At 70.2% G+C, this 26997-nt stretch carries 26 protein-coding genes; 11 read left to right on the top strand and 15 right to left on the bottom strand.

Features of this window, described 5'->3' with window-relative positions:
* Positions 1-20 precede the first annotated feature (20 nt).
* The 3 genes from AB0B33_RS41935 to AB0B33_RS41925 form a co-directional block, all read right to left on the bottom strand.
* Positions 21-914 carry an alpha/beta hydrolase gene (locus tag AB0B33_RS41935; protein WP_360782405.1) on the bottom strand — a complete coding sequence of 298 codons (894 nt, stop codon included), beginning with the start codon at positions 912-914 and terminating at the stop codon, positions 21-23.
* Entirely contained in the window at positions 914-2236 is a 1323-nt protein-coding gene (locus tag AB0B33_RS41930; RefSeq protein ID WP_360782403.1) for a M20/M25/M40 family metallo-hydrolase, read from the bottom strand. Before AB0B33_RS41930 ends, AB0B33_RS41935 begins: the two co-directional genes overlap by 1 nt.
* A 662-nt stretch (positions 2237-2898) precedes the next feature.
* Positions 2899-3189 carry a hypothetical protein gene (locus AB0B33_RS41925; RefSeq protein ID WP_360782401.1) on the bottom strand — a complete coding sequence of 97 codons (291 nt, stop codon included), beginning with the start codon at positions 3187-3189 and terminating at the stop codon, positions 2899-2901.
* On the opposite strand from AB0B33_RS41925, the gene AB0B33_RS41920 reads away from it, so the two are divergent.
* The 4 genes from AB0B33_RS41920 to AB0B33_RS41905 all read left to right on the top strand — a co-directional run bounded on the left by AB0B33_RS41920 (position 3182) and on the right by AB0B33_RS41905 (position 7400).
* Positions 3182-3379 (top strand): hypothetical protein, encoded by a 198-nt coding sequence (locus AB0B33_RS41920; protein ID WP_360782400.1) that lies wholly within the window; start codon positions 3182-3184, stop codon positions 3377-3379. The two genes, AB0B33_RS41925 and AB0B33_RS41920, sit on opposite strands and share 8 nt — an antisense overlap.
* A gap of 398 nt (positions 3380-3777) precedes the next feature.
* Entirely contained in the window at positions 3778-4815 is a 1038-nt protein-coding gene (locus AB0B33_RS41915; protein ID WP_360782398.1) for a hypothetical protein, read from the top strand.
* 47 nt (positions 4816-4862) lie between these two features.
* Positions 4863-6185, top strand: coding sequence for a hypothetical protein (locus AB0B33_RS41910; protein WP_360782396.1), 1323 nt, complete (start codon positions 4863-4865; stop codon positions 6183-6185).
* Positions 6186-7073: 888 nt separating this feature from the next.
* A complete protein-coding gene (locus AB0B33_RS41905; protein WP_360782394.1) occupies positions 7074-7400 on the top strand; it encodes a hypothetical protein in 327 nt (108 codons plus the stop codon).
* Between the two features lie 202 nt (positions 7401-7602).
* On the opposite strand, the gene AB0B33_RS41900 is transcribed toward AB0B33_RS41905, so the two are convergent.
* Positions 7603-7812: a hypothetical protein gene (locus AB0B33_RS41900; RefSeq protein ID WP_360782392.1), complete on the bottom strand. Its 210-nt coding sequence runs from the start codon at positions 7810-7812 to the stop codon at positions 7603-7605.
* 137 nt (positions 7813-7949) lie between these two features.
* Positions 7950-8129 (bottom strand): hypothetical protein, encoded by a 180-nt coding sequence (locus AB0B33_RS41895; RefSeq protein WP_360782391.1) that lies wholly within the window; start codon positions 8127-8129, stop codon positions 7950-7952.
* A gap of 619 nt (positions 8130-8748) precedes the next feature.
* Between AB0B33_RS41895 and AB0B33_RS41890 the strand changes: the two genes are divergently transcribed.
* From AB0B33_RS41890 to AB0B33_RS41880, 3 genes are all read left to right on the top strand, one after another.
* Positions 8749-8892: a hypothetical protein gene (locus AB0B33_RS41890; RefSeq protein ID WP_360782390.1), complete on the top strand. Its 144-nt coding sequence runs from the start codon at positions 8749-8751 to the stop codon at positions 8890-8892.
* A 144-nt stretch (positions 8893-9036) separates the two neighbouring features.
* A complete protein-coding gene (locus AB0B33_RS41885; RefSeq protein WP_360782389.1) occupies positions 9037-10017 on the top strand; it encodes a hypothetical protein in 981 nt (326 codons plus the stop codon).
* A 22-nt stretch (positions 10018-10039) separates the two neighbouring features.
* A complete protein-coding gene (locus tag AB0B33_RS41880; RefSeq protein WP_360782387.1) occupies positions 10040-11215 on the top strand; it encodes a CaiB/BaiF CoA-transferase family protein in 1176 nt (391 codons plus the stop codon).
* Between the two features lie 38 nt (positions 11216-11253).
* On the opposite strand, the gene AB0B33_RS41875 is transcribed toward AB0B33_RS41880, so the two are convergent.
* Positions 11254-12012: a CoA ester lyase gene (locus AB0B33_RS41875; RefSeq protein WP_360782385.1), complete on the bottom strand. Its 759-nt coding sequence runs from the start codon at positions 12010-12012 to the stop codon at positions 11254-11256.
* 102 nt (positions 12013-12114) lie between these two features.
* Here AB0B33_RS41875 and AB0B33_RS41870 point away from each other — a divergent pair, with 102 nt between their 5' ends.
* Both AB0B33_RS41870 and AB0B33_RS41865 read left to right on the top strand, forming a co-directional pair.
* A complete protein-coding gene (locus AB0B33_RS41870) occupies positions 12115-12969 on the top strand; it encodes an NAD-dependent epimerase/dehydratase family protein (protein WP_360782384.1) in 855 nt (284 codons plus the stop codon).
* A 122-nt stretch (positions 12970-13091) separates the two neighbouring features.
* Complete coding sequence (locus AB0B33_RS41865) at positions 13092-13259, top strand: hypothetical protein (RefSeq protein ID WP_247023406.1); 168 nt, start codon at positions 13092-13094, stop codon at positions 13257-13259.
* On the opposite strand, the gene AB0B33_RS41860 is transcribed toward AB0B33_RS41865, so the two are convergent.
* The 7 genes from AB0B33_RS41860 to AB0B33_RS41830 all read right to left on the bottom strand — a co-directional run bounded on the left by AB0B33_RS41860 (position 13256) and on the right by AB0B33_RS41830 (position 23322).
* Positions 13256-13924 (bottom strand): HAD family hydrolase, encoded by a 669-nt coding sequence (locus AB0B33_RS41860; RefSeq protein WP_360782383.1) that lies wholly within the window; start codon positions 13922-13924, stop codon positions 13256-13258. The genes AB0B33_RS41865 and AB0B33_RS41860 overlap by 4 nt on opposite strands.
* Complete coding sequence (locus tag AB0B33_RS41855; protein ID WP_360782380.1) at positions 13921-14802, bottom strand: LysR substrate-binding domain-containing protein; 882 nt, start codon at positions 14800-14802, stop codon at positions 13921-13923. Before AB0B33_RS41855 ends, AB0B33_RS41860 begins: the two co-directional genes overlap by 4 nt.
* Positions 14799-15569 (bottom strand): alpha/beta hydrolase, encoded by a 771-nt coding sequence (locus AB0B33_RS41850; RefSeq protein ID WP_360782378.1) that lies wholly within the window; start codon positions 15567-15569, stop codon positions 14799-14801. The genes AB0B33_RS41855 and AB0B33_RS41850 overlap by 4 nt, the downstream gene beginning before the upstream one ends.
* Positions 15570-15790: 221 nt before the next feature.
* Positions 15791-18091, bottom strand: a complete 2301-nt coding sequence (locus AB0B33_RS41845) for a glycoside hydrolase N-terminal domain-containing protein (protein WP_360782376.1) — start codon at positions 18089-18091, stop codon at positions 15791-15793.
* Between the two features lie 89 nt (positions 18092-18180).
* A complete protein-coding gene (locus AB0B33_RS41840) occupies positions 18181-18936 on the bottom strand; it encodes an SDR family oxidoreductase (RefSeq protein WP_360782554.1) in 756 nt (251 codons plus the stop codon).
* Positions 18937-19005: 69 nt separating this feature from the next.
* Positions 19006-22605, bottom strand: a complete 3600-nt coding sequence (locus AB0B33_RS41835) for a discoidin domain-containing protein (RefSeq protein WP_360782374.1) — start codon at positions 22603-22605, stop codon at positions 19006-19008.
* A gap of 276 nt (positions 22606-22881) precedes the next feature.
* Positions 22882-23322, bottom strand: coding sequence for a helix-turn-helix domain-containing protein (locus AB0B33_RS41830; RefSeq protein WP_247023413.1), 441 nt, complete (start codon positions 23320-23322; stop codon positions 22882-22884).
* 167 nt (positions 23323-23489) lie between these two features.
* Between AB0B33_RS41830 and AB0B33_RS41825 the strand changes: the two genes are divergently transcribed.
* Positions 23490-24686 (top strand): thiolase family protein, encoded by a 1197-nt coding sequence (locus AB0B33_RS41825; RefSeq protein ID WP_360782371.1) that lies wholly within the window; start codon positions 23490-23492, stop codon positions 24684-24686.
* On the opposite strand, the gene AB0B33_RS41820 is transcribed toward AB0B33_RS41825, so the two are convergent.
* Both AB0B33_RS41820 and ligD read right to left on the bottom strand, forming a co-directional pair.
* A complete protein-coding gene (locus AB0B33_RS41820; protein WP_360782370.1) occupies positions 24617-25036 on the bottom strand; it encodes a hypothetical protein in 420 nt (139 codons plus the stop codon). The two genes, AB0B33_RS41825 and AB0B33_RS41820, sit on opposite strands and share 70 nt — an antisense overlap.
* Before the next feature lie 35 nt (positions 25037-25071).
* Complete coding sequence (gene ligD, locus AB0B33_RS41815; protein ID WP_247023416.1) at positions 25072-26022, bottom strand: non-homologous end-joining DNA ligase; 951 nt, start codon at positions 26020-26022, stop codon at positions 25072-25074.
* A 40-nt stretch (positions 26023-26062) separates the two neighbouring features.
* Between ligD and AB0B33_RS41810 the strand changes: the two genes are divergently transcribed.
* Positions 26063-26899 (top strand): PHP domain-containing protein, encoded by an 837-nt coding sequence (locus AB0B33_RS41810; protein ID WP_360782367.1) that lies wholly within the window; start codon positions 26063-26065, stop codon positions 26897-26899.
* Positions 26900-26997 lie beyond the last annotated feature (98 nt).

Genomic DNA, 26997 nt, shown 5'->3' with positions numbered 1-26997 from the left:
GCGGCCGAACAGAGAAGTTGTCAAGAAATCTCGTCTTGTCGGTAGACGGCGTTGACGAGGGCGACCACCCGCGGCAGCACCTGCGCCGCCGCTTCCAAGGGGACGACGTGCCCGACGCCCGGCAGCACCACGGCGGCCCCGTCGTCGAGCCCGCCGGCCCACTGCTCGACGTCGGACGCCCGCACGATCCGGTCCCGCTCCCCCACGATCGCCGTCACCGGCACGCCGCCGACCTGCGCCAGCGCCGCGTCGCGCGCGTAGGCGTCGAGGGCCGGGCGGAAGAGCGACACGGTGTGCGGCCAGTTGCCGCGGATCATCTTCACGGTCAGCTCGACCAGCTCCGGGTCGGGGTCGTCGCCGAAGAGCCACCAGCGCAGGCCCGCGCTGACCGCCCGGCTGGTGCGCTCGCGCACGACCCCGAACAGCTTCGAACCGAGCACCGCTTCGAGGTCGCGCGCCAGTTTCCCCAGCGCGCTGGGCCAGGCCGCCGACACCTCGGTGGCCAGTGTCCCCGACGACGTCGCCAGCAGCACCAGGCCGGACACGCGGGCGGCGAACAGCGCCGGGTGCCGCTGCGACAGCGACATGATCGCCAGGCCGCCCATGTCGTGCCCGACGAGCACCACCCGGCCGCCGGGCACTTCGCGCTCGAGCAGCTCGGCGAGGTCGTCGCCCAGCTGCGCCATGGTCGCGGTGCCGCGCCGCGCCCGCCCCGAACCGCCGTGGCCGCGCTGGTCGTAGGTCAGCACGGCCACCGGCCCCTCGGCCGCGTCCGGGACGAGCGGTGCGATCCGGCCCCAGCTGCGCTGGTCGAGCGCGTAGCCGTGGACGAACACCGCGGTCACCGGCGCGGCCGGGTCGCCCCTGCGGATGACCTGCAGTGGCGTACCGTCGGCGAGCGCGAAGCCGGTCATCAGGACGTGCGCAGGAACCGGTCCAGCACGCGGGTGCCGAACTTCAGCGCCTCGACCGGGACCCGCTCGTCGACGCCGTGGAAGAGCGCCGAGAAGTCGAGGTCCGCGGGCAGCTTCAGCGGCGCGAAGCCGAAGTTGCGGATGCCGAGCTGCTGGAACGACTTGGCGTCGGTGCCGCCGGAGAGCATGTACGGCAGCGTCTTCGCACCCGGGTCCTCGGCCAGCACCGCGGCGGTCATCGCGTCGACGAGCGCGCCGTCGAACGTCGTCTCGACCGGCGGCAGCTCCATCCACTCCTTCTCGATGTCCGGGCCGAGCAGCTCGTCGAGCTCCCGGTCGAAGGCGTCGAGCCGGCCCGGCAGGATCCGGCAGTCGACCGCGGCTTCGGCGACCGACGGGATGACGTTCGACTTGTACCCGGCGGTGAGCATGGTCGGGTTGGCGGTGTCGCGCAGGGTCGCGCCGATCATCCGCGAGATGTTGCCCAGCTTGGCGACCGAACCTTCGAGGTCGTCCTCCGGGAAGTCCCAGCCGGTGATCTCGGTGACGCCGGCGAGGAACTCCTTCACCGAGTCGGTCAGCACGAGCGGGAAGCGGTGGTTGCCGAGCTTCGCGACGGCCTCGGCGAGCTTGGTGACGGCGTTGTCGCGGTGGATCATCGAGCCGTGCCCGGCGGTGCCGCGCACGCGCAGCTTCATCCAGCGGATGCCCTTTTCGGCGGTCTCGATCAGGTACGCGCGGACGTCGTCCTTGAGCGTGATCGAGAAGCCGCCGACCTCGCTGATCGCCTCGGTGACGCCCTCGAACAGCTCGGGCCGGTTCTCGACCAGCCACTGGGCGCCGTACTTGCCGCCGGCTTCTTCGTCGGCGAGGAAGGCGAAGACGAGGTCGCGCGGCGGCACGACGTTGTTCAGCTTGTAGTGCCGGGCCAGCGCGAGCGCCATCCCGCACATGTCCTTCATGTCGACCGCGCCGCGCCCCCAGACGTAGTCGTCCTGGATCGCGCCGGAGAACGGGTGGACCGACCACTCCGACGGGTCCGCGGGGACGGCGTCGAGGTGCCCGTGGACGAGCAGCCCACCCCGGGACCGGTCCGCGCCTTCGAGCCGGACGATCACGTTGTGCCGGTTCTTCCCACCCGACTCGACGTAGGTGATCTCGTAGCCGGCGTCGGTCAGCTTCTCCGCGACGTACTCGGCCGCCGCCCGCTCGCCGACCAGCGTGTCGGGGTCCCCGGTGTTGGTGGTGTCGATGCGGATGAGCTCGCTGGTCAGCGTGACGGCCTCGGCCGCGGCGGCTTCGATGGTGTTCGGTTCGGTCACCGGCCATTCCTATCACCCGGATGGCCGGGTGCGCTGGCCGCGCGCCTGCTGGGACGGCCGGCGGGCCCCGGTGGAGCCGCCGAGCCACGACGGCGCGCATCGACCGCACCAGGCTCCTCTCTGTGGCAAGCAAGGGTGGGACCAGCCGGGCCGGCCAAGCAGGCTTGGACCCGGTGAGCTGACCGTCCCGCGACCCGGTAGACCAGATCCCGACGTGCGTCGCGGCCCGCCATCCACACTGCGGAAGCCCAGGACGCCACGACGGGGCGTTTTAGCTGGTCAGAACCGATGGATGCCGGTTGCAACCGATCACGCTATGACCCAGATTCGGCCCAGCCGATCCACTGTGGACGGGTTATGGCGCCAGCGGCCAGCCAACTGCCACCGGTGAGTTGTCTGCCGTTAGCCTTGCGCCAGACGACGCGTTTCTTGACAATTTCCAGACGCGACGCCCCGACGCCATCGAAATCCAGGTAACGGCCTGGACAACCCGGCCGCCGCGGCCCGGTGGGACGAGTTCGCCGGCCGGCCGCTGCCTACCGCGTCACCACCGCCCGCACCGACATCCCGCTCGGCGCGCAAGCCCGCGGCGATGACGCCCGCTCCCGGGTGGAGGCGCATCGTGACCACGCCCGCCCCGTTCTCCGTCAACCAGATGCGCATCAACGCGCGACGACGACGGCTGCGCCGAGGACGCCGAGGAGCTGGCGGCTGACCCGGCCAACGAGGTCGACGACCAGGCCGTCGACGCGCGCGCGACCGCGGCCGCCCAAGAGCTGGACCGCTTCGACGACGCCGAACCCCGCCCGGCTCGCTCGCCGTGGTTCAAGCCGCGGAAGCAGCTGACGACGTGGGTGTTCGACCGGCCGCTGATCGGCACCACCCCGATCGCCGGGATCACCGCCACCACGCAGCAGCACCTCGGCGTGACGGTCGGGCGCGAGCTTGATCACGCCCGACCTCGGCGCCCTGGTCCGACCGCCGTTCATGGATCTCCTGGGCGTGACGGGCGTCAACAAACTGATCGGACTCAACCCGGCCACGACCGGCGTGCAGGCCATCACGGCCATGCGCGACTACTGCCACCGGTTCTTCCGGCAGGTTCGCGACTTCGGCGACCCGACGGACGAGGTGCTGCGGTGACTGCTGTTCGAGGCGGCCGCCCGCGCGCGACGCGAACTGCTCATCAGGGGAAGCCGGGACGCGGCCAAGGCGCTCCCGTTCGAGTGGCTCAACCTGAAGCCGCGGCGGCGGTTCCGCGACAGCACCCGAGAGGCCGTGATCGACGTGCTCCTGGCCAATGACTGGCAGAGCCTGATCCACCGCGCGGAGCATCCGACCCACGGCGACGTCCGAGACGGACTCCTGGGGCGTGTACCGCCCGCAGCTTTCCCGACCGGATCCGCGCCGGCGGCCAGCCAAGGGTTACAGCATTCAGGTGAACAGCGTCCGCGGACATCAACCTCGTCTTCGATGTCGGCGTGGTGGCGGCGAGCCCGGAACATCCGGGTTGTCCCCGACCTGCCTCTGGGGAGGCGAAGTTGTTCATCAAACGTGGAGTGGTGTCGCGAACGCTGTTGGTCGTGGTGACAGCGCTCGGTGCCGTGGTGCCAACGACGGCGGCCGCTGGTGATCCTCCGGCGCCGCTGTCGGTGGTTCTCGGATCGACGAGGCCGACGAACATGGCGGCGGCGGTCGGCGACCGGCTGCAACGTTCGACCGCGCGGTCGCGGGACGTCACCGGCGACGGCTGGCCTGACCTCATCGCACGACAACCGGACCTGAACAACGGAACGCTGTGGATCTACCCCCACACGCGCAACCCGCAGGGGGCCATCTTGGGGCCCCGAGTCCTGGCCGGCACGAACTGGAACACGATGAACTGGATCGGAGTCGCCGAACTCACCGGTGACACCCCGGAATACGAAACCTCGGCGTCGGCGCCGGCGGATCTGCTCGCCCGGCGCACCGACGGCACGTTGTTCATCTACCCGCACAGCGGAGCTCTCAACGGCAAGTCCACCTGGGGGACACCGGTCACCGTCGGCACCAACTGGAACATCTACGAAACCTTGATGCTCGCCGACATCAACACGGATGGCTTCGACGACATCTTCGCGGTCGACAACGACGAGCAGAAGATTTACTTCTACCTGCACACCGGAAGGCTCAACGGCAAATCAACATTCCTGCCGCGCCAGCTCTTCGGTGCAGGGTACTCGGAAACAGATGCCGGATTGTTCTTCACAGAATGGGCCCGCGAGGACCCGGATCTGGTCGGCATAGGGGAAGACGGTGTTGTCACCGCAATCCGCCACACACACAAACTCACCGTGGGCGCGGGTACATGGGACACCGATGACCCGTGGAAGTTCACAGCCGGACAGCTCGATCAGACGACGACGCAACGGGTCTTCCTGATGGACGTCGACGGAGATGGAAAGAATGACATTGTCAAGGCGACACCGGCCGGAGTGTTGATCTACTACCCGTTCAACGGCTGGAAGTCCAACCCGGCGCTGGGAACCCCGAGAACGATCGGGACCGGCGGCTGGCAGGCAATGGATTTGCTCACCTGAGCCTCGCCGACTATACGACCCATTCGACTGGAACAGGTGATCACGCCGTGAAGATGAGAATCAAAGTTGCCGTGTGCGCTCTTGCGGCCGGCCTGTTGACACCTCCGGCGCCAGCCGCGGCCGGCTCGCTCTCCGCCGTCGATTCAGCAGTGCTCGACCCGAGTCGGTCAGCGGTCTTCCATGGTATGGCGACGGAAGCCGAGGCGGTCCACCGGGCCAGACTGAGCTCCGGCCCGCAGGGTGATGCGCTGCGCAACCTGGCGGAGTCGAGCAAATACGTCGTGCAGACAACACCGGAGATGCTGGCCGGCGACGAGATCGATCCGGTGACCTTCGATGAATGTCAATCACATCAGGTAACTCCAGCGAATCCCATCTGGTTCAAGAATAAATACAACTCGTGCGTTTCAACGGCGCTCGGCATCGATCACTATGTGACCCGAAATGGACAACGGGTCCTCACTGGCACGTCAGTGTTTCGAAGAAGTTATATTTCGATCGCGCAGCCTGCGGAAAATCGGATAAAATTCGGCATTCGACTCATCCACGATCATGACGAAGACGTTGTCGATGACAGCGTGCTAGTAGACCTCAAGATAGGCTGCCTGGAGGTTCATCTGGATCCCGCCTGGGAAGGTAGTTGCACAACATCTCTTGGCGGCGCCCCAAAAACAATTGCTCAGCTGAAGGTCGAGAACGGAGCAGATCCCGCCTGGTTCGAGTCGACACTGAGCACAACCAAAGCGTCGACCGATATGTACAGTGCGGAGAGGCGTGGCTATTTTTCCGTTGACCACCTGGTGACCGTCACCGATCGCGAGGGCAGGATGGCGACGACATTCTATCCCGCAGCAGATGTTCGATGCGACGACGCCAAGTACGTGTCCGGAAGCAAATGCGTTTTCCATAAGGTTTCCTCATCACTTGCCCTTTACACCAGCGACCCGAAGCACGGGGAGTCGGCGAAGTTCATCAAAGATGCTCAGACCAATCTCGTTCTAACCTACCCCGGCTCGCTGGGAAAGAAGGTGCCTGGCAGATTTGGGGAAGAACCGCTGCACAGGCTTTACAAAGACTATGACACCAAGAACGACATCGCGGGCTCGCACCGCAAGGTCCGCCGCGCTTGCCAGGTCCGGTGGGGCGTCGACTACACCCTCAACGCGGCGGGTGAAGTGCTCCAATGCGACGAGTATCCCTTTGCCACCACTTACGAGAACTCGGCCAGAGTCAACGACAGCACCCCGCTCACCTACGCTGTCAGGCCAGTCAATGCCCTGCACAACGAGACGGCGGGACAGCTCTACGGAAAGTGGCTGGGTACTGACCATATCTTGGATGGCGACCCGTTCTACGTGATCATCCGTTGATAGTCGACCTGAGGCCGCCTCGAGCAGTTCAGTGAGGGGCCGAGCCGGCGCGCTCGGCGGAGCGCCGGGCACCGGCGCGCATCACTCGACTTGGTGATCTCCGAGGTGGGACGTCATTCCCGGTCGTGGCGACCCTCTTGTCTAGTGCTGAGGTGACCGGTCCGGCATGCCCCCCCCGACCGTCCCGATCGCAGGCTGTGCGGCTCGGCGGCAATACTCCCCCTGTTTGCCGCCGAGCCCTACCTCTCACGACGCGAAAGCGATACACGCCGAATCGCGGTCACCACTCGGGTAATTGCGCCCTGTTGTCATCGAGAAAAGCTAGACTCGGGACACCGGCGCATCAACCAGTCGGGTGGTTTTATGTCTGCCGACAGCCAAGTTTCACTTTCCCAAGCTCAGCGAGAAGGTTGCCAAGCTACTGGGCGCGGTCGAGGACATCGTTGGCGGTAGCGGTGAGCTGAGCGGCGTTGGAGCAGTTTCGACTTCGACCCAGGTGATCGGCGTCGAGGCGGTGAGGCGGTCGCGCAGGGGCAACGCTGCCGTTCGCCCGGTTCTTCGAAGCCGGACGTCTGCCCGGCCGCGCCTTCCGACGAGGAAGGTCCCGCTCGCGGCGGCGCTCATCTCGTTGTCCACGGTGGGGCCTGGCCGCCGCGCGCCAAGATCCACAACTCCCGGACCATGAGCATGGCCGGATGCCTTACCGAGCGGCACCGGCCGGATCGGTGGCTCCCTTGCTCCCGGGTACTTCTCCGTCGGATCCGCCAGGGAGCGACGAAAGGGACCGGCTGGGCCGACCGGGTGACGTTCCGGATGTCCTCTCAACCGCACACGGGACGGCCGCGTGGGGCACTGTGCACCCATCCGACACGCCGGAAGGCAGGATCGATGAACTCTCGCACTGCAAAAGCCGTGGTCGCCGCAACACTGACGGCCGCCGGATTGTCCGTCTCCCTGGCGTCACCCGCGGCCGCGGCCGTCAATGGCTGCACCACCGCGAAGTACGGCAACAACGGGTCGATGGCCTACTGCATCGCATCCGCTCCCGGCTCGCAGTTCCGGGCGGCGGCCTATTGCAAGTACCTCACGCCCACGGGCTCCGAAGACCACAACTTCTTCTACGGCGCATGGCGGAAGCAAGGCGACGAAATCTACTCCAGCGTGGTCTGCGGTGCCGGGTGGATCTACCTCAGTCCCGACGTCCAGACGAAGTGACCCGACCTACCCGATCTGTACGACGTACTTCCCCCCGCACACCACCGGGCTTCCAGCGCGGTGCGCTTGCGCCGTCTCCGCCAGGGAAGGCACCTTGTCGACGGCCGCGCCACGCCCGTGTGCTGCGCTGGCCGCGATGTAACCCAGCGAGGTCCGGGCCAAGTCAGAGCGAAGGCGATGGTGACCATGCGGCCTCCCAGAGTCAGTAGCCGCCGGACGCTCGGCAGGCCGGTGCCCGCGATGTCCGGGACGGCGTCGAACCGGCCCAGCTCCGCGGGCCCGACGGTACGGTGGTCGAAACCCCGGGTGGCCCCAGCTGACTGATGAAGCCGAGGTTCGCGGCGAGCGCCAAAGCCGTGACCTCGGCTTCGTAGGCGTAACCGAGCTGGACGGCCGCGTTGTCGACGCCCACCGCCGCGCCCGTACGAGCAGCCGTTCACCCAGGCGGTACATCGAGCCCGAGCCGGGTCCCGGAGTTCGAGCAGCTGCGCAAGCGGCAGCAGGACCTCCGGCACTAGGTGAATTCGACCCCCAGACGGCGCTGCGGCGCTAGTCCCCGCCGCTGATTTCCGCCACTAGAATGACGTGCCAGTCGTCCTGGCAATAGTGGCGGCCGTCCACCGACGGCAGCACGCGAATGGACACCCGCCCGTCGATGTCGGCCGGCGAGCCACCGCCGACCACGTGGTGGTTCCGGATGGCGGCTCCGCCGGCACAGCTCGCGCGCAAGACGGGCTTCCGCGTCGCCGCGGCTGGTCCGCCCGGGAGCCGCGTCGGCCGGCGCGGAAGTCATCGCCCCGGCGATGCCCAGCAATCCAGCGACAGCGACCACCTCGAGGGCGACGCCGATCGGACGATTCGCGTGACAAAAGAACGGTTTCATCGGACCTTCTCGTTAGGCGAGTGCCATCGGAGTCGCCTGCGCCGGCGGCCGAGTTACGGATTACATGCCGGCGAACCGAACGTGACGGAATCGAGACGGCGGCTGTAACACGGGATCCCATTATCACGACCCTTCACACGTCATCGCGGCCGTTCTTGTTCGGCTATTTCGCGAACCCCTGCTACGTCGGCCACTACCTGCACCGGAACTTCGACCACCGGAGCTGCGCGGCAAACTGAGCGAGGAAAATTGGATCAGGCGTGCCCACTACCAAAATGATGCGCACGCGCAATCAGGCGTTTCCCTGCATCTGCTGCAGGCGGACAGTTCATACCGCACGACGTTCACCCACAAAGGAGCTTTGGGCGATTTCAGCTGGGAACCACTCCTGAGCAAGGTGGTCAAGAAGACCAGCGGAGGCTGATCGACCTGTACATCTGCACCCTCCCCGAGCTCTGCCGGCTGATGGCGACGGCCGACGTCGAGGCCGACGCCCAAGCGACGCCGGAGGAGACCCTGCAGAAGTTCGCAGCGAGCGGGAATGCGTTCAACGCCGCCGTGATGGACCGCCCGCGGAACGGGCTGATGACGAATTGGCGAGCGAAGTGAGCAGCCTCCGCTGTCTCGACTGAAGGTCGGAGTGCCCGAAACTCCCCCATCGCTGCCCCGGAGTCAGTAATACGTATCACTCCCTTGACCCAGCCCCGGCCCCATGCCACCGTCACGGCACACTTCGACGACGGAGGAGCCGCCATGACCCTCACCCGCCGCGGCCTGCTGGCCGGTACCGCCGCGCTCGGCGCGGCCGCGTTCCTGCCCGGGACCGCCTCCGCGGCACCGGCCGGGTTCCCGGACTACCGGTACCAGCGGCTCGCCCTCGTGAAGAGCAAGCTGCGCTACAACCCCACCGGCGAGCTGATCTTCCCCTGCATCCGGGGGACCAAGGGCCGCATCCCGGGCGCGCTCGGCGCGTACTACCTCTACTACGCCCCGCACGACGCGCCCGGCGGGATCTGCCTGGCGTACGCGAACTCCCTCGACGAGGAGTTCACCGAGTACGCCGGCAACCCGGTCATCAAGAACTCGTGGCCGGGTGAGTACTCGGTCAGCCACGTCTCCTCCCCGCACGCCCTGTGGAACGACGACGTCCAGCGGCTCTACCTGTACTTCCACGGCGAGAACACCGTGACGCGGCTGGCCAGCTCGGCCGACGGCATCCACTTCGGCTACGAGAAGGAAGTCCTCTCGACGCGGCTGCAGCCCGCGGGCACCACCGAGACGTCCTACGCCCGGGTGTTCCGCCACGACCTGCCGGCGAAGAACGCCCGGTACGTCATGGTCTTCATGCTCAACAACACCACCAACCACCGTGACATCGGCTGGGGCTGGTCGGCCGACGCGCGGACGTGGACGTTCTCCCAGACGCCGCTGGTGCGCCACACCGACGTCGGCGCGTCCGACATCGGCGGCCCGCACCTGCTGGAGCGCAACGGGAGCACGTACGTCGTCTACAACACCGACATCGCGCACGGCGGGAAGCTGATGATCACCGAGGTCGGGACCGATTTCTCGAAGCGCGACCACCTCGGGGTGTTCCACGCCCCGCTGGCCGGCGCCCCGGACAACGGGCGCTGCGCGGCGCCGAGCTTCGGCACCTACCAGGGCTGGGAGTACATGATCTACGAGGCCGGCGCGCGGCTGGCCGGGAACATCGCCATCGCCCGCGCCGGCTGAGGTCCGGTGGCAGGATGCGGCCATGTTTTCGTTGCCCCTCGACGGCGTCACGGTCGTGTCCTGCGAACAGGCGGTCGCCGCGCCACTGGCCACCCGGCACCTGGCCGACCTCGGCGCCCGCGTGCTCAAGATCGAACGGCCGGGCAGCGGCGACTTCGCCCGCGCGTACGACGAAACCGTGCACGGCCTGTCCAGCCACTTCGTCTGGCTCAACCGGTCGAAGGAGAGCATCACGCTCGACCTGAAGAGCGAGGCCGCGGGTGGGGTGATGGCCGCGCTGCTGGACCGGGCCGACGTCTTCGTGCAGAACTTCGCCCCCGGCGTCGCCGAGCGGCTCGGCTTGGGTGCGGCGGACATCCGCGCGTCCCGGCCGCGGCTGATCACGTGCTCGGTGTCGGGGTACGGCTCGAGCGGACCCTACCGCGACGCGAAGGCGTACGACCTGCTCATCCAGTCCGAGGCCGGCCTGGTTTCGGTGACCGGGTCCGAGGCGGAGCCGGCGAAGAGCGGCATCCCGGCCGCCGACATCGGCGCCGGGATGTACGCGTTCTCCGGCATCCTGTCCGCACTCTACGACCGGGAGCGCACCGGGCGGGGCACGGAGCTGGAGGTCAGCCTGTTCGACTCGCTCGTCGAGTGGATGGGATTTCCGTTGTACTACGCGGGTTACGGCGGGACGCCACCCCCGCGGACGGGCACGAGCCACCCCGCGATCGCGCCGTACGGCACGTTCGCCGCGGGGGACGGCACCGAGCTGGTGCTGGCGGTGCAGAACGACCGCGAGTGGGCGGCGTTCTGCGAGCACGCGGTCGAGCGGCCGGAGTGGGTGACGGACGAGCGGTTCGCGACCGGCAGCGCCCGCGTCGCCAACCGGGCGCTGCTCGAGGGCGAAATCGAGGCGATCTTCGCCGGGTTGAGCGGCGGTGAGCTGGAGTCCCGGCTGAAGGCGGGCCGGATCGCGCACGCGCGTCGCCGCGAGCTGACCGACGTCCTGAGCCACCCGCAGCTGACGGCACGCGACCGCTTCGCCGACGTGGCGACGCCGGCCGGGCCGATCCGGGCGACGCTGCCGCCGATCACCGTCGCCGGCCGGGCGCCCCGGATGGACCCGGTGCCGGACGTGGGCGAGCACACCGACGCGGTGCTGACGGAGTTCGGCTTCGACGCGGAGGCGTTGCGGCGTCAGGGAGCCGTGTAGCGCATCGGGATCTTGTGGTACCGCGGGTCCGGCCGGCCTCACTCCCCCAGGATCCGCCGGGCGCGGGTGAGCACCGGCTTGTCCACCATCTTCCCGTCCACAGTGGACACCGAATCGCCCGCCGTGACGACACGTCGTGCCCAGGCGCGTTCCGCTTCCGTGGGCTCGAAACCCGCTCGGACCAGGGCGATCTGCCGCGGGTGGACGCACAGCTTCCCGCCGAACCCCAGCCGCCGCGCGTAGCGGACATCGGCGGACAGCCGTTCGTCGTCGCTCAGGTCCGTCGTCACGCCGTCCACCGGCGGGGCCAGACCCGCCGCCGCGGAGGCGACCACCAGCCGCGAACGGGCGTAGGCGAACGGCTCCGGGTCGTCCGGGTCGACGCCGAGTTCCGCCGCCAGGTCGACGCTGCCGAACGCCAGCCGTGACACCGACGGCACGGCCGCCAGTTCACCGGCGCCTTCGACGCCCCGCGCGGTTTCGACCAGGGCCACGACCTCGCGGAACCCGGCGAGCACACCCGGCGTCTCCGCCTTCGGCACCATGACCGGCACCCCGCGCGCCGCCACGAGCGCGGCGTCGGCCTCGAACCACGGCGTGCCCGGGGCGTTGATCCGGACCATTGCCGTGCCGCCGCCCGCCAGCCACTCGCCGACCGCCGCGCGGGCGGTGTCCTTATCCGCCGGGGCCACGGCGTCTTCGAGGTCTGCGATCACGACGTCGGCGCCGCTTACCACCGCCTTGGCGAAGCGGTCGGGCCGGTCGCCGGGCACGAACAGGAACGTCGTCGCGGTCATGGTGCCCCGAAGGTATCAAAGGCGACGGGAAGGGTCTTGGACGCGGCGGCGGGGTCCGGCCGAGAGTGGAGGGCGAACCACCACGACCACGAAGGGTTGGCAATGAAGGTCTTCCTCACCGGCGGCTCCGGGTACGTCGGCCGCGCGACCGTCCGGGCACTCGTGCGGGACGGGCACGAGGTGAGCGCGCTGGCCCGCAGCGAAGCCGCGGCGCGGACGCTCACCGGACTGGGTGCGCGACCGGTCACGGGCGGGCTGACGGACACCGGCGTCCTGCGCGAGGCCGCGGCCTCGGCCGACGGCGTCATCCACCTCGGCCAGCACTACGGCGCTGACACCGCCGAAGTCGACCGCGCGGCCGCCGACGCCCTGCAGGACGGCCTCGGCGACCGCGGGCCGTACGTGCACACCGGCGGCGTCTGGGTCTACGGGAACACCGACGGCGTGGTCGACGAGGACACGCCCCAGTCCCCGCCGTCGATCACGGCGTGGCGCCGCGCGAACGAGGACCGGGTCCTCTCGCGCGGCGGCCATCCGGTGCTCGTGATGCCCGGCCTGGTCTACGGCCTCAGCGGCGGGCTCGTCGAGGCGTTCTTCGCCGAGCCCGGGCGCGCGGCGGGTTCGGTCCCGATGATCGGCGACGGCGGCAACCACTGGGCCGTCGTGCACGTCGAGGACGTCGCCGAGCTGTACGTGCTCGCCCTGAACGCGCCGGCGAAGGCGGTGTACGCGGGGGTGAGCCAGAACGTGCCGGTGCGGGACGTCGTCGAAGCCCTTACCCACGCCGCCGGCTGTCCCGGCCGTGTCACTTCGCTGTCGTCCGAGGAGGCGGCGGACCGGATGGGGCCGATCGCCGAAGCGTTCGCGCTGGACCAGCGCCTGACGGCGGCCCGGGCCAGGCGCGAACTCGGCTGGGCGCCGCGGCACCTGGACGCGGTGGCCGAACTCCGGGGGTAAGGGCCCGGCCCGGCCGGAGTGCGTGTTCGCCCGATGCGGGCGGGGCGGCCTCAGCACGATCGTGGACTCCGTCGGCAACGTTCGACAGCGTTCGGCACCGTTCGACGGAGTGAGGGATCGGTATGCGAGGCGACTGGATCTACGACTGGGCCAAGGTGGAGATGGAGTACCGGGCCGGCCCCGCCCCGGCGGCGGTGGCCCGGCGCCGGCCGTCGAAGGTGTGGCGGAGCCTGCGCGCGGGCCTGTTCCCGGTGCGGCGAGCGGAGTTGCGGGTGGCGGCCGAGCGTTAGCGGGCCGCCGCGTGCACCCGCTCGACCACCGGCGGCAGCCCGGCCAAACCCGGCAGGACGGCATCCGCCACCGCCGGGTCGTGCGGGTCCGCGTGCCGGTTGATCCACACGCGCGGGATGCCCAGCGCCCGCGCCGGCACCATGTCGTGGAAGTGGCTCTGCGCGATGTGCACCCAGTTCTCCGCGGTGGCGCCGAAAGTCTCGGCGAAGCGCCGGAAGTGGCCGTGGGCGGGTTTGTACTCGCCGACGCCCTCCGCGGTGACGATCGCGTCGACCGGGACCACCAGCCGGCGCTGGGTCTCGCCGATCAGGTCGCGGTCGCAGTTGGTCAGCAAGGCGATCCGCCAGCCCGCTTCCCGCAGCCCGGCCAGTGCCGCGCGGGTGTCCGGGAAAACCGGCCAGTGCGGCAGCCCGGTGCCGAGCACGGACGCGTCGTCGGGCACCAGCTCCAGCCCGGCTTCGGCCGCGGTCCGGCGCGGGGACTCGGCGAGCACCTCGCGGTAGCGCCGCCCCGGTTCTTCCGCCTGCACCTGGGGTTCGAAGCGGTTGTAGACCTCGAGCAGCTCCGCGCCGCGGCCGGGGAACAGCAGCTCGATCCCGGTGGCGATGCCGTGGCGCCAGTCCACCAGCGTGCCGAAACAGTCGAAGGTCGCCCAGCGGATCATCGCTCTCCCGTGCTCGTCGTCCGGTCTTCCCCGGCGATGATCTCCGCGAACTCGGAGATCAGCCGCGATCGCCGGGTGGCCACCCAGGCGAGGCAGACCTCGTTGGGCGGCAGGTCCTCGACCGGCACGTGCGCGACGTCCGGCCGGGTGTAGTACGCCGACGTCGACCGCGGCACCACCGCGATCCCGCGCCCGGCGGCGACGTGCTCCAGCTTCTCTTCGACGCTGCGGAACTCGCGCCGCCGCGGGGCCGTGCCGTCGCGCAGCTCGACCGCGACGTCCCGCCATTCCGGGACCGCGTCCGGGTCGTTGAGCACGTGCTCGTCCGCCAGGTCGGTGACGCGGACCGACTCCTTGCCCGCCAGCCGGTGCCCGGCCCGCACCACCGCCACGCGCGGTTCGGCGAACCACGGCCGGACGGTCAGCCCGCGCCGGTCCACCGGGAGGCGGATCAGGCTGACGTCGGCGCGGCCGTCGTGCAGCACCTCGGTCTGGTCCTCCCACGTCGTGCGCAGCAGCTCGACGGCGACGCCGGGGTGGCGCGCGGACAGCGCCTGGACCGCGTCGGTGACCGTGAGACCCGGCATGAACGCCACGGTGAACGTGGCGCGAGCGGCCGTCGCGACCCGGCGGCGCAGGGCTTCGGCCGAGGCCAGCAGCGGACGCGCGTCCGCGAGCAGCTGGCGGCCCGCGTCGGTGAGCTCGGTGGACCGCTTGTCCCGCCGGAACAGCTGCGCCCGCAGCTCGGCCTCCAGCGCCCGGATCTGCCGCGACAGCACCGGCTGCGCGATGTGCAGCCGCGCGGCGGCGCGGCCGAAGTTCAGCTCCTCGGCGACCGCGACGAAGTAGCGCAGCTTGCGCAGGTCGACGTCCGTCACGCGTGCGCCCCGAGGAACGTCCGCAGGGGCGGGTCCACCGCCGCCGCGTGGGTGAAGCTCAGGAAGTGGGCACCACCCTCGACGACGACCAGCGGCTCGGCGGCGGGCAGCGCGGCTGCCAGCTCCGACGCGCGCTCGACCGGGTAGGCGAGGTCCGCGGAGCCGTGCAGGACCAGCGCCGGGCACGAGATCTCGCTCGCGCGCGGCAGGACGGCGTCCCGGTCGACGAGCGCGTTCATGGCCGGCGTCAGCTGCGCGGGCGGTACCGAGCGCCAGCGCTCCTTCCACTCCGGAGCGTCGAAGTCGCCGAAGCAGATCTTCGCGACGCCGTCGAGCACCTCGGCCGGGGCGCCGCCGGCCACCCACGCGTCCAGCACGGCCCGGTAGCCGGCCGCGACGGCGGGGTCTTCCGCGGCCGCCGAGGTGCCGAGCACCGCGATGGCGCTGATCCGTGCCGGGGCGAGCAGCGCCAGCCGCAGCGCGACGAACCCACCCTGGCTCGTCCCGACGACCGCCGCGCGCTCGACTCCGAGGTGGTCGAGCACGCCGAGGACGTCCCGGGCGACGTCCCAGTAGTCGAACGCGCCGCCGGCGGGGGTGCCGCCGTGCCCGCGCTCGTCGACGGTGACGCACCGGAAGCCCTCGAAGGCCGCCAGCTGCGCGGCGAACATCCGGCCGTCCATGAGGAAGCTGTGCAGGAGCACGACCACCGGGGCCGGTCCGCCGTGGTCGGTCCAGGCCACTTCCCGCCCGCCGATGAGCGTCATCGCACCCTCCGGATCCTCGGCCGGCGAACCGGCCGATCGCCACGAACGCCGCCGGCACCAGCAGCACGGCGTTGATCGGCAGCGCCTTCGTTTCCTCGCGCCGTGCGTGCACGATGATCGCACCGATCCGGATCGCCGCCAGTTCGGTGGCGGCGAGCTGCCTCACCGCCGCGTCGGAGAAGTCCGCCGTCCAGCCCGTGTCCGGGTTCTCCGGCAACGCCTCAACTCGGCTGGACCGTGACCGATCCGCCCGGGCGCAGGGTGATCGTGCGCTTCCAGGCCCCGGCGCGGACCTCGGTCCGGGTGCCGCCGACGCTGCGGATCACCGCCTTCGTCACCTTCCCCGCGCGCCAGGACAGGTCGACCTCGAACCCGCCGCGTGCGCCGATGCCGGTCACCCGGCCCGAGGCCGCCCACGCCGTGGGCAGGGCCGGCAGCAGTTCCAGCACTCCCGGCCGCGAGTACACGAGCATCTCCACCATCGCCGCCGGCGCGCCGAGGTTCGCGTCGATCTGGAAGATCGTGTAGCTGCCCTGGCTGTACATGTCGAAGAAGTTGGGCGCGGTCCCGTTGCCGTTGGCCACCGACGGCCGCAGCACCGTGAGCAGCAGCTGGTACGCGCGGTCGGCGTCCTTGAGCCGGGCCCAGCACGCCGAGCGCCACGCGGTCGCCCAGCCGTAGCTGTCCATCCCGCGCGCGACGAGCAGCGCGCGCACGCCGTCGAGCAGGGCCTTCGGGGACGTGTCGGCCGCGATCCGGTCGCCGGGGAAGAAGCCGATCAGCGGCGAGAGGTGCCGGTGCGTGGTCTCGCCGAGGTTGTCCGGCGACATCCACTCCTCGAGCCAGCCGGTCGCCGGGCTGACTTCGGGCAGGTAGAGCTTCCGCTGCAGGCCGCCGATCCGGTCGCCGTACGCGCGGTCCCGCCCGAGCACCGCGACGGCTTCGCGGTAGTGCTCGAACAGGTCCCAGACGATCTCCTGGGCGTAGGTGTTGCCGCGGGTGTCCTGCGGCCCGTGCTCGGGCGACCAGTCGTGGTCGTCGACGAGCACCTCCCGCCCGCCGAGCGTCATCGGCACCAGCCGCGCCTCCCAGAACTCGCACGCGCCCTCGAGCAGCGGGTAGATCCGCGTGAGGTACGCCTTGTCCTGGGTGAACGCGTAGTGGTCCCACAGCGAGTTGCACAGCCAGGCGTTGCCGGCCGGGTGCCACCACCAGCCGGAGCCGCCGTAGATGTTGGTGGAGAACGCGACCGCCCAGCCGCCGATCTTGCCGCTGGTGTTGCGGAAGCGGTTCCTCGGGTCGTTGAACAGGCGGTTCGTGCTGTCCGTCCACACGGGAAGCTGCGCGAGGCAGTAATCAGCCAAGGCAGTGAAACTCCCGGGCAGCGCCGCCCGGTCCGCCAGCCAGTAGTTCATCTGCAGGTTGATGTCGGTGTGGTAGTCGCTCATCCAGTCCGGCGTGTTGGTGTTCTGCCAGAGGCCCTGCAGCCCCATCGGCAGGCCGCCGCGCGATCCGGTGATGGTCAGGTAGCGCCCGAACTGCAGGTAGCTCGCCTCCAGCTCCGGGTCGGCGGTCGCCGGGTCGTCGTGCCGGGCCAGCAGCCGCGACCAGGTGTCCAGCGCCCGCTTCGCCGGCGGTGACTGGCCCAGGTCGACGGCCATCCGGTCGTAGAGCCGCCGGTAGTCGGCGACGTGCGTGGCCAGCAGCGCGCCACCCCCGGCGTGCACGGCCTTCGCCGCCTTCTGCTTCGCGAGCGCCAAGGGGTCGAGGGCGGCGTCGAGGAACTTCCGGGCCGCGTCGGGCACGTAGTTCGTGCCGCCGCTGAAGACGATGACGACGTCCCGGCTCCCGCTGAAGGTCACCCCGCCGGCCACGGTGCACGCGTACTCCAGGCCGTTGGCGAACGAGCCGGCGAACGCCGCCGTGCCGGACATCGTTTCGCCGCGGGTGGGTTCCAGCGAGACCGAGCCGGTCACCGGGCCGCCGGTGAGCCGGACGACCACGACGTCGTCGGGGTGGCTCGCGAAGTACTCGCGGCGGTAGCGCACGCCCTGGTGCCGGTAGGTGATCACGACGACGCCGTTGCTGAGGTCGAGCGTGCGGCGGTAGTCGGTGACGCCGGTGTGCGCGGGCACCGAGATCCGCAGCTCGGCCAGCAGGCCGAGGGTGCCGAACTTCTCGCGTTCGTAGGGGAACTGGCCGTCGTCTTCGAGGACGTCGTTGGCGCCGCCGGTCCACAGCGACGCGTCGGCGAGGTACAGGAAGTCGGCGGCCGGGTCACCGCCGACCAGGGCACCGATCCGACCATTACCGATCGGCAAGCCCTGCTCGATGATCTTGTCCTCGGCCGCGGGGGCCGGGTACCACAGCGTCGTCGCCCGCGCGTCCGGCACGAGGTCGGCCTCGGCCGGACGCAGAACATCCGCACTGGCAGCGAAAGGCGGGATGCCGCTGAAGGCGAGACCGGCGCCGACCGCGCCACCGAGCTTGAAGAAGGTACGGCGAGAGGGAGGGTTCGACATGTCGGATCCGTTCGGCGTTGAAGGCGGGACCGGCGTGCAGCCCGCCAAACATATGACCTATCCGGATCCGAGGTCAAGAATCTTCGTAATTAATCCGAATACATCCGAGCATGCTCGGTCAGGTACTCCCGGAACGTGATCTCGCCTTCGCGGTGCTCCGGGGCCAGGTGGCCACCGCCGGCGTAGGCGCGGAACGTCTCCCCCGGGACCTTCAGCGGCACGATCCGCCGGACCCGCCCGCTCACCTCGCCGACCGCCCCGGCCAGCTCCGCCGCCGTCAGGATCTCCGGGCCGCCGAAGTCGGCCACCCGGCCCGCCGGCTCATCGGACACGAGTGAGACGAGCCGCCCGGCGACGTCGCGGACGTCCACCGGCTGGAACGAGATCCGCGGCACCGGTACCACCGGCAGCCGGGCCGCACCCGCGAGCAGGGTCCGGACCAGGCCGTGGAACTGCGTGGCCCGCTGGATCGTGTACGGCAGCCCGGACGCGGCGAGCAGCTGCTCGGTCTCGTGCTTGGCCCGGTAGTAGCCCAGCGGCACGCGGTCGACGCCGACGATCGAGACGTACACCAGGTGCGGGGCGCCGGCCCAGCGCGCGGCCTCGACCAGCGTCCGCGCCAGCGTCGTCTCGTGCAGGAAGTCCGTGGCGCAGTGGACCACGACGTCCGCTCCGGCCACGGCGCTGTCGATGCCCCGACCGGTCCGCAGATCACCCCGGACGACGTCCGGCGCGGCCCGCCGGCTGAGCACGCGGACCTCCTCCCCCGCCGCCCGCAGGCCCGCCACGACCGCCGAGCCGAGCTGCCCGGTGCCGCCGGTGACCAGGATCCGCACGTCGACCACCTCCGGCGCCATCCTGGCACGGCGGTGCCCGCCGGGAAACGGTTTCCCGGCGGGCACCTGTGCGTGCTTTCAGTTGCGGGTGATGGTGAACGTGCTGGTCGTGTTGCGGATGTCCTGGGCGTTGTCGCTCAGGGTGAGCCCGGTGAACGTCGCCGAGCCGACGGCCGGGCCCTGCCCCGGTTCCGGCAGCTCGTTGGCCCAGATGCCGATCCCCGACTTGGCGTCGAAGGCGTCCCCGCTGCGGTGCGCCCCGGTGATCGACACGTTCGTCAGCACGGTGTCCTCGACCGGGTGCTCCGGCGTGGTGCCGTCGTACTTGGTCTGGAACATGATGCCGCTGTAGGTCGGGCTCTGGATGTCCACATCGGACACCCGGATGCCGCGGAACTCCTTGGACGCCGAGAACAACCAGATCGCCGGGAAGGTCTGCTGGCCCCAGAAGTGGCCACCGTCCCGGACCAGGGAGGCGTTCTGGACCGTCGTCGGCTGCGGCCCGAACCCGAGGAACGGGTAGCCGAAGTCGAGCGAGCTGATCGTGATCGCCGAGTAGGTCAGCGTGTCCGCGATGTAGAGGTTCCGGAAGGTGTTGCTGTACCCGCCGTAGACCGCCAGCCCGGCCGCGCGCCACGGGGTGAGCGAGGTCAGGTTCTCGAACACGTTGTCGTACTGGTTGCCCGGGTTGAGGTCCGTGGCGGCGAACAGCGCGAAGCTGTCGTCGCCGGTGGACCGGGCTTCGATGTTGGTGACGTGGTTGCCGGTGCTCCCGTTCGTCAGGTTGACGCCGTCGGCGAAGGTGTCGCGGATCCGGGAGTTCTTGATCGTGGTGTTGTCCACGTTCGTGCCCCAGACCATCACCACCTGGTGCTCGACCCAGATGTTGTCGATCGTCAGGTTGGCGACGTTGGTCAGGTTGAACACCTTGCCGGGACCGTCGATGCGGGAGGTGTAGTTCCCGAACACCGCGAACCCGCTGAACGTCGACCCGTTCGCGCTCGCCTGCACGTCGATGCCGATGTCGGTGTTCTCCTGACCCGAAGGCGCGGAGAACTTCGTGAACCACGGCCCGGCGCCGGTGACCGTCACGGCCTTGCCGTAGACGTTCAGCTTGCTCGACATCGCGTAGTTCCCGGCCGGCAGGTAGACGCCGGTCAGTGTCGTGTCCTGGCGGACCTTGTCGAGGGCGCTCTGCACGTCCTGCTGCGTGAAGCCGGTGGGCACGGCGAAGTGTGCCGGGTCCGGGTTGGCGGTCGCGGTGGCCTGCTCGAAGTTCACGAAGTCGATCGCGTAGTTCGTGCTGTTGGCCGCGTCCTTCTGCAGCTTGATCTTGTGCCCGGCGGGCACGGTCGTGCCGAGCATCGCGCCGGCCTCGTCGTAGATGTGCCGCGGCCCGGCGCCCGGCGAGTTGCCCGGGCCGGTTTCGGCGCCGTAGAGCCAGGCGTAGTGCGAGGTCAGGTCGATGGCCTTCAGGAACGTGCCGTCGACGTAGACGTTCAGCGTCGAGTTCTGCCCGCCGCCGCCCGCCGAGTCCGGGATGGAGAACCGGGTGACGAGGGTGTTGGTCGACGCGCGGGTGGTGAACTCCACCGACGAGCCGGTCGAGTTCAGCGTGACGGCCTTGCGGCCCGACGCTTCACCGGCGAGGTCGCCGATGGTGCGGTTGGGACCGACCACCGAAGCACCGCCCGCGACGACGCCGTCCTCGGCCTCGTACATGTCGTAGGGCATGTTCGCGCCCCGGCCGACGAACAGCGCCTGGGTGCTGGTGTTGTTGGCCTGCTTGACCGGCAGCTCGTTGGCGTCGTTCGCGACGACCGTCTTGACCGTGTACCGGCCGTTGGCGGCGGTCCAGGTCCCGACGGTGACCGGCGCCGCGGTGGCACCCGCGGCGATCGCGCCGGTGTAGCTGCCGCTGAGGGTCTTCACCACGGTGCCGTTCTGGTCGGTGACGGTCACCGTGATGCCGTGGGCCCCGGCCGCCGACGCGACCGTGCCCTGGTTGCGCAGGGTCGTGCTGAACGTGACGGTGTTGCCCGCGGACGGGTTGCCGGGCGACCACGCCGTCGCCGCGACGAGGTCGGAGCTCTGCACCGGGCTGACGACCAGCGCCGTCGACGCGGTGTAGGAGTTGTTGGCCTCGTTCTGCTCGATGACGGCGTTGGCCTCGTCGACCTTCGCGGTCAGCTGGTAGCTGCCGGCGTCGCGGGTGCCGATGTTCGCCGACACGGTCGCCGACGCACCGGCCGCGAGCGCGCCGACGTTCGCGGTGCCGACCTTGGTGGTGCCCAGGTAGAGGTTGACGTTCGTCGCGCCCGAGGCCGCCGTCCCGGCGTTGCGGACGGTCGCCGACGCGGTGATCGCGTCGGTCTCCACGGGGTTCTGCGGCGACCAGGACACGGCCGACACGGTCAGGTCCGGGTTGGGCGCGGGGACGCCGAAGACCTGGAACTCCGCGGCCTGCCCGCCGCCGGCGCCGGAGTTGGCGGTGACGCGCAGCCGGACGTCGGCGGCCCGGCCGCTGAGCGGGATCGTGACGGTGTTGCCGCTGCCCGGGCTGAAGCTGTAGGTCTGCGCGGCGGCCAGCGTGGTGAACGCGGTGCCGCTCTGCTCCCGGCCTTCGACGGCGATCGTCTGGGTGCGCGGGCCCCATGAGGCGTCGGGGTTGAGCTTGACGACGACCTGGTTCAGGTCGGCGTTCGAGCCGAGCGCGACGGTCAGCAGGTTCGGGTAGGTCCCGCCGCCGCCCTCCCAGTACGTGCTGGTCGAGTTGTCGTTGGCGTTGGCGGCGACGAAGGTGAACTCGGTCGACGACGCCGTGATCGGCTTGCCCACGGCGAGGTTCGTCCCGGCCTGGGTGCCGGTGCGGGTGACGGTGTTGCTGGTGCCCGACTGGTTGCCCGCGGCGTCCTTCGCGCGCACGAAGTACGAGACGGTGGTGCCGTCGGGCTGGCTGTCGGTGTAGGTCAGGACGTTCCCGGCGACGCTGCCGCGCAGCTGGTTGTTCGCGTAGACGTCGTAGCCGGCGACCCCGGTGTTGTCGGTCGAGGCCGACCAGGTCAGCCGGATCTGGCCGCTCGCGGGCTGGGTGTAGGCGAGGTTGCCGGGCGCGGACGGCGGCTGCGTGTCCCCGCCGGCCGGGCCGTGCACCTCGAACTCCGACAGCTGCGCGGCGGGCCAGCCGGTGTTGGCGCTGACGTTCAGCCGGACGTACCGGGTGCTGCCGGTGACGTCGACGGTGACGGTGTTGCCGGTGGCCGGGTCGAACCGGTAGCCGGCGGCGGGCTTGAGGTCGCTGAAGCTGGTGCCGTTGGTGCTGCCCTGGACGTTGAAGGTCTCGGTGCGGGCCTCCCAGTTCGCCGGCAGTTTCAGCACCACCTGGGCGACGGTGGTGGCCGCGCCGAGGTCCGCCTGGACCCACTGCGGGAACTGGTTGTTGGCGCTCTCCCAGTAGGTGGCCTGGTTGCCGTCGCCGACGTTCGAGGCGGGGTAGCCGGCGAGCTGGCTGCTCGCGGTGTAGGTCGCGGCCGCCGCTTCCGCGGCAACAGCGGCGGGTGCGGGTGCGGGTGCGGGTGCGGGTGCGGGCACGTTGCCGGCAGCCACGGCGGGTGCGGCCAGGAGGAGGGACAGGGCGGCGTAGGTCGCCGCGCGCGACAGGAGTCGCTTCGTTCTCATGGGGTTCCTCGGATCCGGGGAGGAGGGGAGACGCGTCGGGACGGCACAACCAGGGAACGGACACGCGCGGAACCGGTTCGGCGGCGCACGCGGGCAGCACGTCATGGGCACCTCTTCGTCGAGGGCTTCCTGACGACTGCTGCGATTTCTCGCGCTGCTGTCAGGTTCTTGCACTGATTCGTTCAAGAGTTACCGTGACGGGGGTCTCAAGTCAACGCCCGGGCCGCAAAAAGGCCTCCTCGCGGGGGATGCGAGGAGGCCTTTTTGCGGTGTGGATCAGGAGTGGACGGCCCCGAGCCGGATCGCGTGGGTGCCCGGCGCGTTGACCGGCTCGCCGCAGTGCGCGCAGACGGTGACCGGAAGCAGCTCTTCACCACAGGCGTGACGCCAGAGGGTGGGCGGTTCGCCCTGGTGGACGTACTTGTCACCCCAGGCCATCAGCCCGAGCAGGATCGGCTGCAACGCCCGCCCGGCTTCGGTCGGGTAGTACTCGTGCCGCGGCGGGTGGGCCTCGTACTGGACCTTTTCGAGCACCCCGGCGTCGACGAGCTTCCGCAGCCGGGTGGCGAGGATGTCCCGGCTGGCACCGGTGTTCTCGGCGATCTGGTTGAACCGCCGTTCGCCGAGCATGATCTCGCGCAACGCCAGGAGGCTCCACCGTTCACCGACGACCTCGAGGGCCTCGGCGACCGAGCACTCACGACCACGCCGGACCATGCCACCTCCATCGGGTTGAAAATCCAACCTAGCACTTCGGTCGGGAAGCGGCCGTCGATCACCCACGGGCCCACTCCCCTTTGTGACGTGCCGGACAGGTGAGTTGTGTAATCCAACTTACCCGGCGTATACCGAACACATCCCCGATCTGCGAGGAGGCAGACGCCATGACGGACGCGGTGATCGTCGACGCGGTACGGACCCCCATCGGCAAGGGCAAGCCGAACGGAACGCTCGCCGGGGTGCACCCGGTCGACCTGCATGCCCACGTCTTGCGCGAGCTCGTCCAGCGCACCGGCATCGACCCGGCCCGGATCGACGACGTCATCTCCGGGGCCGTCGGCCAGATCGGTGAGCAGAGCATGAACACCGCCCGCTGGGCCGCGCTGGCCGCGGGCCTCCCGGAGTCGGTGCCCGCCGTGACCGTGGACCGGCAGTGCGGGAGCAGCCAGCAGGCCGTCCACTTCGCCGCGCAGGGCGTCATCGCCGGTGCGTACGACGCCGTCATCGCCTCCGGGGTCGAGTCCATGAGCCGGGTGCCGATGGGCAGCCAGGTCGCCGGGCGGGATCCGTTCGGGCCGCACGTCGCCGCCCGCTACCCCGACGGGCTCGTGCCGCAGGGCATCAGCGCCGAGCTCATCGCCGCGAAGTGGGGCTTCAGCCGCGCTCAGCTCGACGAGTTCAGCGCCGAAAGCCACCAGCGGGCCGCGAAGGCGTGGGCGGACGGGAAGTTCGCCGGCGAGGTCGCGCCGCTCAAGGCGCCCGGGCCGGACGGGGTGCTCGTCGACGTCACGACCGACGAGACCGTGCGGCCGGGCACCACGCCGGAGATCCTCGCCGGGCTCAGGCCCGCGTTCCGCGCCGACGTCTGGGAGCAGCGGTTCCCGGAGCTCGGCTGGCACGTCACCGCCGGGAACTCGTCGCCGATCAACGACGGTGCCGCCGCACTGATGATCACCAGCGCCGAGACGGCGAAGGCGCTCGGGCTGCGGCCGCGTGCCCGGCTCCACAGCTTCGCCGTCGCCGGCGACGACCCGCTGTACATGCTCACCGGCGTCATCCCGGCCACCCGCAAGGTCCTCGACCGGGCCGGGCTGAGCGTCTCGGACATCGACGCGTTCGAGGTCAACGAAGCGTTCGCGAGCGTCGTGCTGGCCTGGCAGGCCGAGATCGGCGCGGACCCGGCCAAGGTCAACGTCAACGGCGGCGCGATCGCCATCGGGCACCCGCTCGGCGGCAGCGGCGCCCGGCTGATGACGACGCTGCTGTCGGTGCTGGAGCAGACCGGCGGCCGCTACGGCCTGCAGACGATGTGCGAGGCGGGCGGCCTCGCCAACGCGACGATCGTCGAACGCCTGGACTGACGCGCCAGGTACGCCCGCAGTGCCGCCACGGCTCCCCCGGGATCCGCGGCGGCGACCGGGAACACCTCGTCGAAGCCGAGCGCGAGCAGGTCCGCGCGCGTGTTCCGCAGCCGGCCGCCGAGCACCACCGGCAGCTCGCCCAGGCCGGGGTCGGCGCGCACGCGGCGAAGCACGTCCACCCCCGAAGCACCGCGCACAGTGGACAGCACCAGGCAGTCCGGCCGCTCCCGGCGGCAGACTTTCAGCACGTCGGCCGCCACCGACACTTCGTGACCCTCGCGCTCGAGGACCACCCGCAACGCGACCAGGCTCCACGCGCCCGCGTCCAAACCCGACAGTACGACCTTCACCCCGGGCAGAGCCGCGGGCGGGCGCGGAAAATACGTCAGTCCGGGTCGGGTGGTTCCTCGACGCCGTCGCGGTCGGCCCACTCCAGCAAGGGGTCGAGGGAGAACACGGCGTCGTCGATGCCCGCGTGGAGGTCGCCCAGCTCGGCGAAGCGGGCCGGGACGGTCGCGATGGTGCAGTCGCCCGGCTCGACGTCGTCGATCTCGTCCCACCGGATCGGCGTCGACACCGTGCCCTCGGGGTTGCCGCGCACCGAGTAGGCGGCGGCGATGGTGTGGTCGCGGGCGTTCTGGTTGTAGTCGACGAAGAGCAGCCGCGGGTCGCGATCCTTGCGCCACCAGGTCGTGGTGACGTCGTCGGGGGCGCGCCGCTCGACTTCGCGGGCGAACGCGAGCGCAGCGCGGCGGACGTCGGTGAAGCCCCAGCGGGGTTCGATCCGGACGTAGACGTGCAGGCCGCGGCCGCCGGAGGTCTTCGGCCAGCCGACCGCGCCGAGCTCGTCGAGGACCTCGTGCGCGACGTGGGCGACGCGGCGCACGCGGTCGAAACCGCAGTCGGGCATGGGGTCCAGGTCGATGCGCCACTCGTCCGGCTTCTCCGTGTCGGCGCGCCGGGAGTTCCACGGGTGGAACTCCACTGTGGACATCTGCACGGCCCAGGCGACGTGCGCCAGCTCCGTGACGCACAGCTCGTAGGCGTGCCTGCCGTAGCGCGGGAAGTCGACGCGCACCGTTTCCAGCCACGGCGGCGCGCCGTTCGGCACGCGCTTCTGGTGCACCTTCTCCCCCGCGACGCCGGACGGGAAGCGGTGCAGCATGCACGGCCGCTCGCGCAGGGCGTTGACGATGCCGTCGCCCACCGAGAGGTAGTAGTTGACCAGGTCGAGCTTCGTCTCGCCGCGGGCCGGGAAGTAGACCCGGTCCGGGTTGGAGACCCGCACGGTCCGGTGCCCGACTTCGAGCTCCACCGCCGCCGACTTCTGCGCCATGAGCCAGACGGTAGCCCAAAAACCGCGTTACGGTGGGTCGGTGAGCCTGCCGCCGGACGGTCACGTCCACACCGAATGGTCATGGGACACGGTCACCGGGTCGATGATCGGCTCGTGCGAGCGGGCCCTCGAGCTCGGTCTGCCCTCGGTGGCGTTCACCGAGCACGCGGACCTGACGCCGTGGCTGATCCCCGAGCCGGTCCGCCCGCTGCTGCCGGACCACTTCCGGGTGCGGCTGCGCCCGGACGGCGTCCTCGAACCGCCGGCCCTCGACGTCGAGGGCTACCTGGCGACGGTCGCCGAGTGCCGCGACCGGTTCCCGGCGCTGCGGATCCTGTCCGGCGTCGAGCTGAGCGAACCGCACTGGCACCGCCCGCGGGCCGACGCGCTGCTGGCGGCCCACGACTTCGACCGTGTCCTCGGCTCGGTGCACTCGCTCACGGACGGCGACCACTACCACGAGCTGACCGTGGTTTCCGGGCGGCCGCCCGGCGACATCCTGCGGGCGTACCTGACGGAGGCGCTCGGCCTGGTCGAGTCGACGGCGGACTTCGCGGTGCTCGCGCACATCGACTACGCGCTGCGGTCCTGGCCCGCCGAGGGCCCGCCGTTCGCGGCGGCGGACTACGAGGAGGAGTTCCGGACGGTGCTGCGCGCGCTCAAGGCGAGCGGGCGGGCCCTGGAGGTCAACACGCAGGTGCCGCTGCCGGGCGAGGTGATCCGCTGGTGGTTCGAAGACGGCGGCGAGGCGGTCACGTTCGGCAGCGACGCCCACGAGCCCGGCCTGGTCGGCCGGGGGTTCGCCGAGGCCGCGGCACTGGTCGAGTCCTGCGGCTTCCGCCCGGGCCGCACCCCCCACGACTTCTGGCGCCGCTGACCCGCGCACTTTCACGTGAAAGTGCGGCCCCCAGGTGCGCACTTTCCCAATCAAAGTTAAGCGCAAAACCCCCGCCAGAAAAGATCAAAATAGCACAA

Origin of the sequence: Amycolatopsis sp. NPDC049159 (assembly GCF_040648295.1) — a bacterium.
Taxonomy (GTDB): domain Bacteria; phylum Actinomycetota; class Actinomycetes; order Mycobacteriales; family Pseudonocardiaceae; genus Amycolatopsis; species Amycolatopsis pretoriensis_A.
The sequence above is the reverse complement of the archived record's forward strand: the minus strand, read 5'-3'. Positions and strand labels throughout refer to the sequence as shown.